Raw genomic sequence first — 14,884 nt, forward strand, 5'->3', positions numbered from 1 at the left:
ATTTATCAGAAAAATAGAAATATTTTAACACATAGAGAGCAGGCAAACAAAAAAGTGGAAAAATTTTAGGGAAAGTGTAATTTTTTTAAATCGACACTGTTTGCAGTGAGCGATAGATATTTTTATACAGAAATCAACTTCGGGAATGCGGAAAGGGTACAGCAGCTTACATACTTTTTGAATAGGATTATATATTTAAAAAATTTATAAAAGTAACAAATTGCAACTATTTTCAGAAAAGTGTATTTTTTACCTAAGAATTGTGATTTAATGTTATTAAATAATTTGTCGAACTAAGCCATAATATAAATCCACTCGGGAACCTCTTTTCAACTTCACTAATTGTAACCGCTTACTAAAGATTTGGGATTTCATTTGCAAGGGGAAAAATTTATGAAACTGAAAAAATGGTTGGTTTCCAGTCTGCGGACAAAGCTCTTAGTCATGTTTATCCTGTTAACAGTGATACCGCTTATCATCATCGGAATGGTTTCATATATAAAATCAATCCATATCATTTCTCATAATGCCCGTACGTCAGCCCAGCTTCAGGCTAATCAGGCCAGCCAGGCTATTAACGTCATTTTCGAAGATGTCCAACGGTTTACCGAGATTGGGAACCAGGAAAGCACCGTTCAATTCCTGCTCAGCCCGGAAAACACCAATGAGGATGCGAAAAACATCTTAAACATGTTTGCTTTTTACCGTGAAATATATCCGTACAGCGAAAATATCCGCAATATAAAAATCTTTAATCTCGATGGCAGGGTGATCAGTGAGAGGGACGGGGTCCATCAATTAGAGAAAAGTCCTAAAAACGACCCGGAATATACGAACCTGCTGCAACGGGAGGAACATTCGATGATCGTCCCGACAACAATCAATGATACACCAGTTATCTCGATCACCAACTCTGTCATATCGGAAATTACAGGTGAAGTAATCGGTTTTATCAATATGGTTGTAGACGCTACTGCCATTGAACAAATCCTCAATCAAACATCTTTGGGAGACTCCGGCATTTTTTTTATCGAAACAGAGTTGGGTGAGTCGATATTTTTCCCAACTGAAAATAAAAAAGGCCGGGCTTTTATTGCCAATAGGGAATTGATCCGGAAAAGAAAATCAGGAGTGATCATGAACCAATCCGGAACGACCGTCACTGTTTTCGACACAGTAGCTTCCACCGGTTGGAAGGTCATCGGCCAAGCTCCAGTCAAAGAGATTATGAGTGAATCCAATGAAATCCGGACACTAATTTTTGTTACAGTCGCCTGCAGTATCATCTTTACGATTACACTCTATTATTTCATCTCCTTGAGACTGATCAGACCAATCCGCCATCTAAAGGAAAAAATGAAACATGCTTCCGATGGAGATTTGGATGTAAAGGTATATAGCGAAAGCGTGGATGAAATCGCCGATCTCAGTAACAGCTTTAATATCATGATTTCGAAAATCAAGTCACTGCTAAAACAAAGCGTGGAAGAACAAAAGCAACTGACCAATGCAGAATTCCGCGCGCTGCAAAACCAAATCAATCCACACTTTTTATACAACACGCTGGATAATATCATCTGGATGGTCGAAAGCAAGAAAAGCAACGAGGTTATTGAGATGACAACAGCATTATCCCGCTTTTTCCGTATCACTTTAAGTGGCGGCAAAGATTGGATTACCATTGAGGACGAGTTGGAACATATTCGTAGCTATCTCGTTATCCAAAAAATCCGTTACCGGGATATTCTGGACGTTTCCTTCCATATAAATGAAGAGATTCTTTCACATAAAATCTTGAAATTGACTTTGCAGCCGTTGATTGAAAATGCCATCTATCATGGGATAAAAAATCAACGCGGAAAAGGATTGATTATCATTAAGGGTGATTTCAATTTTGACGGCAACATCCGGATCGAGATCATTGACAACGGAAAAGGCATAAAAGAAGAACGATTGCTTGAAATTCAGGAGCGGTTGGCCCGCGGCCTGCCGATGCGTGGCGGAAACAGCGGTATCGGCATGTACAATGTCCAGCAACGGATTCAGCTCTTTTTCGGAAAGCAGTATGGCCTTGCGGTGAACAGCCAATACGGCGAAGGCACGATTATTACATTGACCATCCCAACGGAAGGTGAAACTAATGAAAAAAGTATTTCTGTTAGATGATGAGGTGCAAGTTCGTGAAGGAATCAAGAACAGGATTGACTGGAGAAAAGAAGGTTTTGACTTTTGCGGGGATGCTCCTGACGGCGAGGTTGCCCTTCCTTTAATCCAAAAACTTCAGCCCGATATCGTAATTACCGATATAAAGATGCCGTTTATGGATGGTTTGGAATTAAGCAGGATCCTCCGGGAAGAAATGCCGGATATCAAAATTATCATATTAAGTGGGCACGATGAATTTGAATATGCCCGGAAAGCGATGCGGATACAAATTGCTGAATATTGCTTAAAACCGATCAGTGCAGACGAACTGCTGAAAACCCTCCAAAAAGTATCTGCTCAAATTGACCTGGAGGAATTGGAAAAGAAGAAAATGGACGATCTAAGAAGTGAAGCCACAAAAAATAGATTGATGTCGCAGGAAGTTTTTTTAAGCGAGATCTGTAATGGTTCTTTTTCGCCTTCCGAAGCGTTGAAAAAAGCTGCCGAACTGAATATAGACTTAATTGCGAGTTTTTATTTTGTACTCATTTTGGAAACAGAAACATCAACACCGGTCAATTTGATTCATACGGAATATAATTGCCTCTCTTTTAAGAGCAATAAGAAAGAAATGGTATTTATTATGAAAGGCGAAACAGAAAGGCTGCTTGAGGATGAGGTGAACAAACTCAAGGAAAGGTTAGCAGAGAGGAACAAGCAGAATACCGAGAGGCCGATCGTATATGGATTTGGAAAAGTAGAAAGCCGGATGCAGGGTATTGCCGTCTCCTACGCTCAGGCAGTAGAAGACAAGAGCTACAACAAAATGGTTCAAAAAAATAAAGCCCATGACAGTCAAGAAGATATCCTGAACAATGATGAACTGTTCATTAAGAATCGGAATAAGTTAATCTCGTTTCTTAAAGACGGTGACGCGGCTAAGATACCTGCTTTTGCCGAAAACTACACATCATTTTTAAAAGCCTCGAATAACAGCGCACCGTTTTTCATCTATTATTCCTTGATCGATTTCACACTGACCATTAAGCAATTTATGAAGGAACAGAAGATCGAGGATGTCGGACTGCTGAAGGAAATGGCCAACCGCGAAGTGCGGGCAGGCTGGATCCGGGAATACTCGGAAGTCGAAGCATACATTGCCGATATGCTGAAGGTTGTCATGGAATCCGAGATTTTTTCATCCGTGAAGGTTAACCCGCTGATTCTTAAAGCCCAAGAGTATATACATGAGCATTTTTATGAATCGGAATTATCCTTGCAAAGGATCGCAGATATGGTCAATGTCAGTCCTTCCTATTTCAGCCGGATGTTCAGCCAGGAAACCGGTAAAACCTTGGTTGAGTATATTACGACTATCCGGATGGAGCACGCCAAAAAACTGCTGAAATCGACAAATGACAAAACCTATGAGATTGCCCAAAAGGTCGGGTACAGTGACTCCCATTACTTTTGCAACCTTTTCAAAAAAGTGACTGGGATGACAACTAGGGAATATAAGACGCGCGGTTAATAGAACGGAAGCAGCTTTCTGAAGCATTTGATATTCGCCATAGCGAAGGGACGCCTACCATTGCCTTAGCCAAAATAAATTAGATAATTAGCAATATTATTTCATGCAGCTGGAAACGAAAAAGCCTCTCAAAAGCTTCAGTGTACTCATGAGGGGCTAATTAAATTTATATTGTTTTCCCTCCAAGTATATGCTCCAGTCCCGAACTTAAAGATTGTTCGTCTATGGTAGGGCTTGTCGGGAGTAAGGACAATATCGGGAAACCCTGTTTCATGTAAGGATGCTGGGGAACTTTGCGTTTCTATACATATCCCTGAGTGTGTCATGGTTTTTCCTTCAGACAAGTTTCTCCCTTCTTGAAGGTTGTTAGAAGTATAGATGACAATGCCTGGTTGATCCGTTTCCACCTCGAGCGTACGTCCTGACTCTCCGTCTTCCAGTCGGATTGCTGGCTTCCCTTCACCATCCAGTAGGAAGAAATGATCGATACCACCATTTGCAGCTCTTTGTTGAGCAGTTTCATAGGAAAAGCTGGATCTCAGCTTTCTATTTTGACGGAAATCAAACGGTGTATCTGTTACATCTATCCATTCTCCTGTCGGAATGAGCTGATTATCTAACTTGGCAAAACGTGAACTGTTTAAAAATAATGAATGATTATGAACGGTATGATCAGCCTTTCCACTTAAATTAAAATAAGAATGATTGGTCAATGTTAGAACTGTTTTCCGATCCGTTTCTGCTAAATAATCGATGATCAACTGATTGTCGTTAGTAAGTGTGTAGGTGACCTCGACGTGAATGGTCCCAGGATATCCTCCTTCACCTTCTAGACTTTTGTGTGAAAGCTTTACACCTATTTCCCTATCCCTCTCAAATGGAGAAGCTTTCCAGAGACGTTGATGAAAGCCCCGCTTTCCTCCGTGGAGATGGTGTTCCCCTTCATTCGCTTCCACTTCATACTCCCTTCCTTCTATTTGAAAACAGGAATTTTTGATGCGGCCAGCTACCCTGCCGATCAACGCCCCTAGGAAGCCTGGATTTTTAACGTAATCCTCGAAATCTTCATAGCTAAGCACTACATTCTTAGAATTCCCATTTCGATCGGGGACAGAAATATTCGTGATGATCCCTCCGAAGTTCAGAAAATGGACACTCATGCCCTGGTCATTTTCCAGTTGAAATAATGTCCAAGTTCTTTGACCAGGAACTTGAACCTCATGCGTTTCCATGATCATGAAATACCTCTTCCTTCCCAACGACTGCCCTGAGGATAAGAACAGCCTTTATAAGATGACTTAGCCCTGTATTGAACTACAGGCAAGCTATTTTAGATATGGACCGATTTTCCTAATGGATCCTTGTTCAACCACTATCTTGGTAATTCCTCTTTATCTATATTTAGTTTTTCAGCTAAATGCTCAACACTCATTCTCTCCATCTTTCCTATCCATAAAAAAAGTTAAGGCAAGCTCATTACCAACAAAAGCAATAACTTGCCTTAAGATCACTATTTATTTTTGTTCAATACGTCAAAGGCGACTGCTGCCAATAGGACCAGTCCCTTAATAGCTTGTTGCCAGTCAATACCAATCCCCATGAGAGACATACCGTTGTTTAATACTCCCATGACTAAAGCTCCGATTACAGCTCCGAATATGGTTCCAATCCCTCCTGTAAATGATGCACCACCGATTACAGCTGCTGCAATTGCATCCAATTCGAACAAATTACCAGCTTGAGGAATTGCAGCATTCAAACGACCAGCAAAAATCATTCCACTCAAAGCAGCTAAAATACCCATATTCATAAAAACGAGAAACTTCATCCGTTTCGTTTTAACACCAGACAATTTAGCCGCATTTGCATTCCCGCCGACTGCATAAATGTGACGACCTAGTACTGTCTTATTCATTATAAATGTGTACCCGAGGACGAGAGCTACTAATATAAGCAATACATAAGGAAGACCTTCATACTGAGCCAGCACATATGTAAATAAGTTGATTACAACTGAAAAAAGGATGATCTTCAACATTAATAAAGGCATGGATAACGTCTTGAATCCATATTTAATATCGTTTTTACGTATGGAAAATTCACTGACAATATAAATTACAGTAAAAATAAGGCCGATAAGGATCGTAAATAATTGTAACTCCCCATTGCCAAATAAATCTGGAATGAATGCTGAACTCAAGCTTCTAAAGCTGTCAGGAAAAGGTGCAATGGTCTGACCTTGCAACACGACCAGGGTTAATCCTCTGAAAATCAACATCCCCGCTAAAGTAACAATGAATGAAGGTATATTTACATAAGCCACCCAATACCCTTGCCATGCACCAATAAGAGCTCCGAGAGCCAAACATATGATAATACCAAGGAATACAGGTAAGTCCCAGCTGACGAGTAAAACACCAGAAACTGCTCCTACGAAAGCTGCAACTGATCCTACAGACAAATCTATTTCACCCGTAATGATGACCAGCATCATTCCTATAGCTAATACAATGATATAGCTGTTTTGCATAATAATATTCGTTACATTCAATGGTGTTAATAAGATCCCTTGGGTCAATATCTGGAATAGAATGATTATTCCTATCAATGCGATTATCATGGTAAACCTACGGATATTACTAGCAACTAATTGTTTGATACCCACCATTTTAAGACCTCCAACTTTGTGTCATATATGTCATCAACGTTTCTTGATCAGCTTCTTCAATGTCCACATCAGCAGTGATTTCCCCTTCACAAAGCGTATAGATCCGATCGCACATCCCCAGTAGTTCCGGGAGCTCTGACGAAATCATGATGATACTTTTACCTTGCTCTGCTAATTCATTAATAATCTTGTAGATTTCGAATTTCGCACCTACATCTATTCCTCGGGACGGTTCATCCAGTATTAATAGATCCGGATCAGTAAAAATCCATTTTCCGAGTACTACCTTTTGTTGATTTCCCCCACTCAGATGATTCGTTACTTGTTCAATGGTCGGTGCTTTGATATTCATTTTTGTTTTTATGGATTCAGCTTCAACAATTTCATCATTCATATTGAGGATGCTTTTATGGGAAACCTTTTTTAAATTCGATAAAGTCAAGTTTTTACGAACACTATCAATAAGTACTAAACCATAATCCTTACGATTTTCTGATACGTATGCAATTTTGTGCTTAATGGCTTCACTTACATCATTTAATTTAATTGTTTGACCATCTTTATAAAGTTCACCGGATATCTTTTTACCATAGGATTTACCGAATATACTCATTGCGAGTTCCGTACGCCCCGCTCCCATCAACCCGGCGATCCCTATGATTTCACCTTTTTTCACCTTAAGATTGACATTGTGCAATAGTTGCTTATTTGGATCCAACGGATGATATACAGACCAGTTTTTCACTTCAAACACAACTTCATTTCCTATTACTTTTTTTCTTTCTGGATAGAGGTTGGTCAAGTCTCTACCCACCATATCTTTAATAATGGTGCTTTCCGTAATTTTTTGACTACTGATATGATAGGTTTGAATGGTTTGGCCATCTCGAAGTACTGTAAGACTATCAGAAACCTTCAAAAGTTCTTTTAACTTGTGGGAGATTAAGATCGAAGTCATCCCTTGTTCTTTAAGCTCTACTAATAGATTCAACAGATTCTCACTATCTTCTTCGTTAAGTGCAGCTGTGGGCTCATCTAAAATAAGCAACCTGACATCTTTTGATAACGCTTTAGCTATTTCTACCAGCTGTTGTTGGCCAACCCCAATATTTTTTATTTTTTCTTCAGGGTCTACTTTCAGGCCTACTTTTTTCAGTAGTTCTATCGTTCTTACTAAGGTTTCACTCCAATTGATCACACCATTTCTTTGTTGTTCATTACCAAGAAAGATATTTTCAGCTATTGACAGCTCTGGTATTAAAGCGAGTTCCTGGTGGATGATGACGATCCCTAGCTCTTCACTCTCATTAATATTTTTAAATTCACAAAGGTTACCATTAAAAATAATCTCACCTTCATAGGTTCCATAAGCGTGTACTCCGCTTAGAACTTTCATAAGTGTGGATTTTCCAGCACCATTCTCACCGATTAGTGCATGAATCTCCCCTTGTTGAACATTCAAGTTTACATTGTCTAAAGCTTTAACTCCTGGAAACCTCTTCGTGATACTTTTCATCTCTAGAATTGGACTAACCACGGACATCACACCCTTGATTGAAAGTAAGGAAGATGATTTAGCGAGAAGCAAATGCTAGATCATCTTACTCAAACAGTTATTTAAGCTGGTCTTCAGAGTAATAACCAGATTCAACAAGTACCTCCTTGTAATTGTCAATATCCACAGGAATCGGTTCAAGCAAGTAAGCTGGCACCACTTTTGAACCGTTATCATAGGTTTCTTTATCATTGACCTCAGGTTCTTCACCTTTAAGAACAGCATCAGCCATTTGTACCGCTTTATCTGCTAAACTTCTTGTATCTTTGAAAATGGTTTGCGTTTGCTCGCCTACGATAATAGACTTGATGGAGGCCAATTCAGCATCCTGACCGGTTACAATCGGCATCGGTTGGTTGCCGGAACCATAGCCGACCGCTTTTAATGAAGAAATAACTCCCCGGCTGATCCCATCAAACGGCGAATAGATCACATCCAATTGTTTACCTGAATAATGGGCACTCAAGATATTATCCATTCTTTCTTGGGCTTTACTTCCACTCCACCGCAACGTAGCAGCTTGACCGAACTTTGTTTGCCCACTTTGAACAACTAATTGCCCTTCGTCGATATAGGGTTGCAAGATTGACATTGCTCCGTCCCAGAAGAAATAAGCATTGTTATCATCCGGGGAGCCAGCAAATAACTCGATATTAAATGGGCCTTTTCCATCTTTTAGACCTAATTCTTTTTCAATATATTCACCTTGTTGGACACCAACTTGAAAGTTATCAAAAGTTGCATAATAACTTACATGATCAGAGTTCATGATCAGCCGATCATAAGCAATGACAGGTATTTCCTGATTTTTTGCTTGGTTCAAGACGTCAGTCAATGCTTCCCCATCAATAGAAGCGATAACTAAAATGTCTACACCTTTCGTAATCATATTTTCTATTTGAGATATTTGATTTTCTACAACGTCTTCTGCATACTGAAGGTCAACTTTATATCCCAATTCTTCAAATTCAGCAGCCATGTTCTCCCCGTCTTTCACCCAACGTTCGGAAGACTTCGTCGGCATCGCTATTCCCACGCTTTTCTTACCCTCTCCGCTTGCTCCTTCCGAATTCCCACATGCTGACATCAAGGATAAGATTACAATAGATAATAAAACTAACATCTTCTTCATTAGCTTGTCCCCCTATAAAATTTATTGAGCCTTTCCGACTAAACAATGACACCGTTTTCAAAACAGAGTAATATATACGTATATTTGTTAGGCACACCTCCTTTTATTCGATCTCAAAATTTGACATATTCTTAGCAATCCAACACTTAATCTATAAAACTTTAAAAAGCGTTTAAACTTTCCTGATTTCATCCATTTGTTTGAGTTCATTCCTTAAATTCCGTATATTGGTTGATTGATCGATGATGACGCATTCAATTCCTGTCATATCAGCGAAATCATATAACTGCTCTAAAGTGACTTCCGTTGAAAAAACGGTATGATGTGCTCCTCCAGCATAGATCCACGACTCAGTAGCTTCACTTAAGGTAGGCTGAGGTTTCCAAAGAACTTTAGCAACTGGTAAGTGCGGGGTTTTTTCTTTTATATTTACTGCCTCTACTTCATTCACTACTAAACGGAAACGCCCCCCCAATTCTATTAAGGAAGCATTGACTGCTTTTCCCTCGGTTCCATTAAAAACTAGACGTGCCGGATCATCCTTCCCTCCGATATCAAGCGGAGAGACCACGATTTCTGGCTTTTCACTAGACAGGGTAGGGCAAATTTCCAACATATGTGAGCCAAGGACCATTTCATTTTCCGGATCTAAATGGTACGTATAATCCTCCATGAAAGAGGTTCCTTTATTATGTGAAATAATTTTCATCATTCGTAAAAGAGCAGCTGTTCTCCAGTCCCCTTCGCCTGCAAAACCGTACCCCTCTGCCATTAAGCGTTGAACAGCTAAACCAGGTAACTGCTTCATCCCATGCAAATCTTCAAAATTGGTCGTAAACGCATTATATTTTCTTGAAGATAGGAAAGATTTCAAGCCAAGTTCGATACGAGCCTGCTCCTTAATAGATGCTTGAACCTCCTCTGAATTTCCATCAAGCAGATCATATAATTCCGTATACGTATGATATAGATCTTCTACTTCCTGTTCTGTAACTTTCTCTATTTCCTCTACCAAATCACCTATTCCATAATAATCAACTGTCCATCCGAATTTGATCTGGGCTTCCACCTTATCTCCATCGGTTACGGCTACATTACGCATGTTATCCCCAAAACGCGCTACACGAATGTTGCTACCTTCTGTATGAGCAACGGCCGTATTCATCCATCCGGCTATTTTTCCAACAACTTCAACATCCTTCCAGTGACCCACCACAACTTTTCTCGCGATATTCAGGCGAGATACCATGAATCCATACTCACGGTCCCCATGGGCGGATTGGTTCAAGTTCATAAAATCCATATCTATGGAGTTCCATGGAACATCCCGATTATATTGGGTATGAAGATGAAGCAAAGGCTTCTGCAGGGCCTTTAAGCCAGCAATCCACATTTTTGCCGGGGAAAAGGTATGCATCCACGTCAGCAGTCCTGCACAATGATCATCCGCATTCGCTTCAACCATGACTTTATGAATATCGTCTGAAGATGTCAGGACGGATTTGAACACGATCCGAAATGGCAAGTCTTGCTTTTCATTCAACTGATCCACGATTTCTTCTGAATGAGCCTGGACTTCTTCTAATGCTTCATTTCCGTATAAATGCTGGCTTCCTGTAACAAACCAGAATTCATAAGGTCTGATTCTTAACATAATAACTGCCCCTTCCTTGCATTTGCTGGACTTCTAAGCGCTTTCAATTTTTTCATCACCTGATTTTCTCCTCTTCCAAAATAGTCATGAAGGGTAGAATATTCCTTGTATAGCTCTTCATAGATTTCAACATGAGCAGGGATCGGCTCGATCGTTTCTTCTTTTATCCTTGCCATCTTCTCAGCGGCCTCGACGACATTATCAAACCCGCCTCGTTCGCTGCCAGCCGCTATGGCACCGAACATCGCAGCTCCCAGGGCTGGGGTTTGTTTTGAGTCAGCAATATTTATCCTGCGGTTGGTAACGTCCGCATAAATCTGCATGAGCAATTTGTTCCTTTGAGGCAGACCTCCGCAAACATAAAGTTCTTCCACAGGTACCCCATTGTGATGGAACGCCTCGACGATTTTCCTTGTCCCGAATGCTGTAGATTCAATGAGGGCCCTGTAGATTTCTTCAGGCTTCGTTTGCAGAGTGGCTCCAATCAGAAGCCCGCTTAATTCGGTGTCAACGAGTACGGAACGATTTCCATTCCACCAATCTAATACTAGAAGTCCTGTTTCACCTGGGAGATACTCCGAAGCTTTTTGTTCTAAATATTGATGCACATCCAGTCCTTGTTTGTTCGCAGCATAGTTGACGTAAGAAGGTACACCGTGAGCAATGTACCAGGCGAAAATATCCCCTACAGCCGACTGCCCCGCTTCATATCCGTACAACCCTGGGATGATCCCATCTTCTACGACTCCGCACATGCCCTCTATATATTTTTCTTCATCTCCAAGCAATAAATGACAGATGGACGTGCCCATAGTCATGATCATTTTTCCAGGTGATGTCACTCCAAGAGCGGCTACAGACGCATGAGCATCTACATTTCCCACTGCTACCGGAGTCCCTTCGTACAATCCGATCCTCTTCGCCATTTCCTTCGTTATTCCACCAGCTTTGGTTCCTAAAGGGACAACTTCACCTCTTAACTTCGTATCTGTCAAATCTTCTAATCTAGGATCCAAGGATCGAAAAAAGTCTTTGCTTGGATAGCCGTTTTTTTTATGCCAAATTGATTTATACCCAGCCGTACAGCTGTTTCTCAAAAGGTTGCCCGTCAGCTGGGAGATCACCCAATCTGTAGCTTCTATGAATTGATCGGCAGCATCATAGATTTCAGGTGCCTCTTCGAGGATTTGCCATATTTTCGCAATCATCCATTCGGAAGAGATTTTACCACCGTACCGTTTCAAAAATTCTTCCCCACGCTGTTCGGCGATTCTATTCAGTTGATTCGCTTTATCCTGAGCAGCATGATGCTTCCATAGCTTCACCCATCCATGCGGGTTATTACTCCACAAGTCACTGAAAGAAAGCGGGGAACCTGCCTCATCGATCGGAAGCATCGTACAGGCTGTGAAGTCGATCCCTAGGCCAATGATATCCTCAGCATCAACGCCAGAAGCATCTATGACAGAAGGGATAGATTCCTCCAGAACTTCTATATAATCACCCGGGTGTTGCAGCGCCCATTCATGTCCCAACTTAACGTCTGTTCCCGGCAGCCGCTTATCAATCACTCCATGACGATAAGGTGTGACGTGGTCCGCAACTTCTTCCCCATTGGTTAGAGACACTAATACCGCTCGCCCGGATTCTGTCCCATAATCCACTCCAATTGCATACTTTGTTGACATAACGTTCCTCCTCAGTAATCATTGACCGTAATAAGCATTCGCTCCATGCTTTCGTAAATAATGCTTATCCAATAACGTTTGGTCCATGTCGGGGGTATCAGGATTTATTTGATACGTATGAAAGGCCATTCTCGCTATCTCTTCTAAGACAACGGCATTATGTAAAGCATCCTTGGGATTACGTCCCCAATTAAACGGTGCATGACTATGAACAAGTACACCAGGAACTTGACCAGGGTGAAGGCCCCTTTTCTCAAAGGTTTCTACGATGACGTTTCCAGTTTGTTCTTCATAATCTGCATGAATTTCACCATTGGTCATCTTACGCGTACATGGAATCTCTCCGTAAAAGTAATCTGCTTGCGTCGTTCCTAAACAGGGAATACCTTTTCCTGCCTGTGCCCAGCTGGTCGCCCAGGGAGAATGGGTATGTACGACGCCTCCAAGATACGGAAATTTTCGATATAGGACTAAGTGTGTCGGTGTGTCAGATGATGGTTTTAAGTTTCCTTCAACAACATTCCCCAGAAGATCCACCACAACTAAATCTTTTGTCGTAAGCTCCTCATAAGGAACTCCGCTCGGTTTAATCACCATTGCCTGTTTTTCTTGATTGAAACCGCTTACATTCCCCCATGTAAATGTGACAAGATTAAGTTTAGGGAGAGCTTTGTTCGCCTCAAGCACTTGCTGTTTTAAACCCTCCAGCATAGCCATCCACCTTCCTCTCAACTTATACGTATAACTTTTCCTTTCTGTTTAATCTTAAAACAATTTGTACGTACATTCAAGAGAAAAAATGACAGAAAATAAATAATTTTTATTTTTTATGGGAAACTCCCTTCATAACAACGATCTGGGGTTCTCAAGTTATGAAAAATTTAAAAAAGTATTTTATACTTTCTTTAAATATAAAAAAGAGCACTATTCGTTATATAGTACTCCTTTGTATTCTTTACGTTGCATCCCGAAGACTTTTACTTGAAGCGTTTATATTTTTAGTAGACTGACGTAGGACCAGTTCAGGGGAATAGATCACGCTTTTCACTTCTTCAGTACCATCTTGGCTCATTTGTTTACGTTTGATCAAGTTTAATATTAATTTTCCAGCAGTCTTTCCTAAATCAGATTTCGGATGTTCAACGGACGTTAACTTTACTTCTGACATTTCCGCCAAAAACGAGTTATCGAAACCGATAATGGATAAATCATCAGGAACACGAAGATGTTTCTCTCGAATGACATCCAGCAGTTTCATTGCCAGTTCATCGTTATAACATACAATAGCTGTAGGATGAGGCCCTTGCTGGCTTAAGAAGGTTTTCAGCTCTTCAATCGGTTTCGTATGTTTTTCAGATGTATTATAAGGAATAATATGCTTAGGATTGATCGGTACCCCATACTCTCGATGAGATTTTAAGTATCCCTTCATCCTAAGGGTTCCTTGCATATCATCGGTTTTGAAAAACCCAAGGATCTCCTTATGGCCATTTTTAATCAAGTGCTCTGTCTGCAGGTACGCGCCCCGTTCATCATCAACGATAACTCTTACTGGCTCTAATGCATCATAATAGGCGTTAATCATGATATATGGAATATTCAAGCGTTCAAGGTTCAAGTAATAATCAATATTCGGGTTGGAATAAGCACTCTGGGTCGGCTCAATGATGGCTCCATCAAACCCTTGAGATATAATCTTTTCTAAATAATTTCGTTCTTTTTCATGATCATTGTTTGTGTTGAATAAAGTGACATGATATCCCTGATCACTCAAATAGCCTTCAGCACCACGAATGATCGAGGGAAAGATATAGTCAGAAATGTAAGTCGTAACAATAGCTATATTTTTCCTTGAACCTGAATCTTTTCTGGACTGCTCCGTACGATCCGCACAAAAAGTACCTGCCCCTTGCTCTCTATAGAGCCACCCTTCGCTCACAAGCTCTCCAATCGCTAACCTGACCGTATGTCGACTCACATTGAATTGACGCATCATCTCACTTTCTGATGAGATTTTTTCATGTGGCTTATACGTACCATCTAAAATTTTAGATTTAATAGACTTTTTGACGATCCTATATTTGGTTTCCATTCATTCACCCCATTACAACATATTCGTATAAGTTAGCTTACCATACTTTATCACTTAACAAAAAAGAATTATTTTAAGATATATATTAAGGTTAACAATACATACCCAATGCACCTTGGCATTTTCTTGTACGGACATTTTTAATGCCTAATCTTGTTGAAATAAAAAAATGACTTTCACCACTTGATAAATCGAAGCTCAAAATAGACCTTTGCAAAAGAAAACGATATTATTCTAACGTTTCCCTTTTCACCTCTGAAGTCATTTCATGTTAAAATAACACTTTTATGTACACATATCTGTGACACAATTCCTTTAAAAGTTTCTTCCAGCCTATGCAATGGTTCTTGTACCATACTAAGGTTTTTTTCCCCATAAAAAATCCCCTCCAATAAACAGTACAGTAACTTTCTTTCTAC

10 protein-coding genes are annotated in these 14,884 nt (G+C 40.3%); 2 read left to right on the forward strand and 8 right to left on the reverse strand.

Going from position 1 to position 14,884, the window contains the following annotated elements; genetic code table 11:
- Window positions 1-393 precede the first annotated feature (393 nt).
- Complete coding sequence (locus ACJROX_RS24090; RefSeq protein ID WP_408007744.1) at window positions 394-2,166, forward strand: sensor histidine kinase; 1,773 nt, start codon at window positions 394-396, stop codon at window positions 2,164-2,166.
- Window positions 2,141-3,676 (forward strand): response regulator, encoded by a 1,536-nt coding sequence (locus ACJROX_RS24095; RefSeq protein WP_408007745.1) that lies wholly within the window; start codon window positions 2,141-2,143, stop codon window positions 3,674-3,676. The genes ACJROX_RS24090 and ACJROX_RS24095 overlap by 26 nt, the downstream gene beginning before the upstream one ends.
- Window positions 3,677-3,822: 146 nt before the next feature.
- Here ACJROX_RS24095 and ACJROX_RS24100 read toward each other — a convergent pair whose 3' ends face one another.
- The 8 genes from ACJROX_RS24100 to ACJROX_RS24135 all read right to left on the reverse strand — a co-directional run bounded on the left by ACJROX_RS24100 (window position 3,823) and on the right by ACJROX_RS24135 (window position 14,465).
- A complete protein-coding gene (locus ACJROX_RS24100; protein ID WP_408007747.1) occupies window positions 3,823-4,914 on the reverse strand; it encodes an aldose epimerase family protein in 1,092 nt (363 codons plus the stop codon).
- A 272-nt stretch (window positions 4,915-5,186) separates the two neighbouring features.
- Window positions 5,187-6,344 carry a multiple monosaccharide ABC transporter permease gene (gene mmsB / locus ACJROX_RS24105; RefSeq protein WP_408007748.1) on the reverse strand — a complete coding sequence of 386 codons (1,158 nt, stop codon included), beginning with the start codon at window positions 6,342-6,344 and terminating at the stop codon, window positions 5,187-5,189.
- 1 nt (window position 6,345) lies between these two features.
- Window positions 6,346-7,887: a multiple monosaccharide ABC transporter ATP-binding protein gene (mmsA, locus tag ACJROX_RS24110; protein ID WP_408007750.1), complete on the reverse strand. Its 1,542-nt coding sequence runs from the start codon at window positions 7,885-7,887 to the stop codon at window positions 6,346-6,348.
- Between the two features lie 70 nt (window positions 7,888-7,957).
- The gene (chvE, locus tag ACJROX_RS24115) at window positions 7,958-9,031 is read right to left on the reverse strand and encodes a multiple monosaccharide ABC transporter substrate-binding protein (RefSeq protein WP_408007752.1); all 1,074 of its coding nucleotides are present in this window, start codon (window positions 9,029-9,031) and stop codon (window positions 7,958-7,960) included.
- Window positions 9,032-9,203: 172 nt separating this feature from the next.
- On the reverse strand, window positions 9,204-10,685 hold the full coding sequence (gene araA, locus ACJROX_RS24120) for an L-arabinose isomerase (RefSeq protein ID WP_408007754.1): 1,482 nt from the start codon (window positions 10,683-10,685) through the stop codon (window positions 9,204-9,206).
- Window positions 10,679-12,373, reverse strand: coding sequence for a ribulokinase (locus ACJROX_RS24125; RefSeq protein ID WP_408007755.1), 1,695 nt, complete (start codon window positions 12,371-12,373; stop codon window positions 10,679-10,681). The genes araA and ACJROX_RS24125 overlap by 7 nt, the downstream gene beginning before the upstream one ends.
- 18 nt (window positions 12,374-12,391) lie before the next feature.
- Complete coding sequence (araD, locus tag ACJROX_RS24130) at window positions 12,392-13,084, reverse strand: L-ribulose-5-phosphate 4-epimerase (RefSeq protein ID WP_408007756.1); 693 nt, start codon at window positions 13,082-13,084, stop codon at window positions 12,392-12,394.
- Between the two features lie 244 nt (window positions 13,085-13,328).
- Window positions 13,329-14,465 (reverse strand): GntR family transcriptional regulator, encoded by a 1,137-nt coding sequence (locus tag ACJROX_RS24135; RefSeq protein WP_408007757.1) that lies wholly within the window; start codon window positions 14,463-14,465, stop codon window positions 13,329-13,331.
- Window positions 14,466-14,884: the final 419 nt, after the last annotated feature.

The sequence above is a fragment of the Pseudalkalibacillus sp. A8 genome (genome assembly GCF_045920555.1).
GTDB lineage: Bacteria > Bacillota > Bacilli > Bacillales > Fictibacillaceae > Pseudalkalibacillus.

What these genes read in the sequence shown, in the direction of transcription:
- ACJROX_RS24090 (WP_408007744.1), top strand. Translation starts at nt 394, where the DNA reads ATGAAACTGAAAAAATGGTTGGTTTCCAGTCTGCGGACAAAGCTCTTA.
- ACJROX_RS24095 (WP_408007745.1), top strand. Translation starts at nt 2,141, where the DNA reads ATGAAAAAAGTATTTCTGTTAGATGATGAGGTGCAAGTTCGTGAAGGA.
- ACJROX_RS24100 (WP_408007747.1), bottom strand. Translation starts at nt 4,914, where the DNA reads ATGATCATGGAAACGCATGAGGTTCAAGTTCCTGGTCAAAGAACTTGG.
- mmsB (WP_408007748.1), bottom strand. Translation starts at nt 6,344, where the DNA reads ATGGTGGGTATCAAACAATTAGTTGCTAGTAATATCCGTAGGTTTACC.
- mmsA (WP_408007750.1), bottom strand. Translation starts at nt 7,887, where the DNA reads ATGTCCGTGGTTAGTCCAATTCTAGAGATGAAAAGTATCACGAAGAGG.
- chvE (WP_408007752.1), bottom strand. Translation starts at nt 9,031, where the DNA reads ATGAAGAAGATGTTAGTTTTATTATCTATTGTAATCTTATCCTTGATG.
- araA (WP_408007754.1), bottom strand. Translation starts at nt 10,685, where the DNA reads ATGTTAAGAATCAGACCTTATGAATTCTGGTTTGTTACAGGAAGCCAG.
- ACJROX_RS24125 (WP_408007755.1), bottom strand. Translation starts at nt 12,373, where the DNA reads ATGTCAACAAAGTATGCAATTGGAGTGGATTATGGGACAGAATCCGGG.
- araD (WP_408007756.1), bottom strand. Translation starts at nt 13,084, where the DNA reads ATGCTGGAGGGTTTAAAACAGCAAGTGCTTGAGGCGAACAAAGCTCTC.
- ACJROX_RS24135 (WP_408007757.1), bottom strand. Translation starts at nt 14,465, where the DNA reads ATGGAAACCAAATATAGGATCGTCAAAAAGTCTATTAAATCTAAAATT.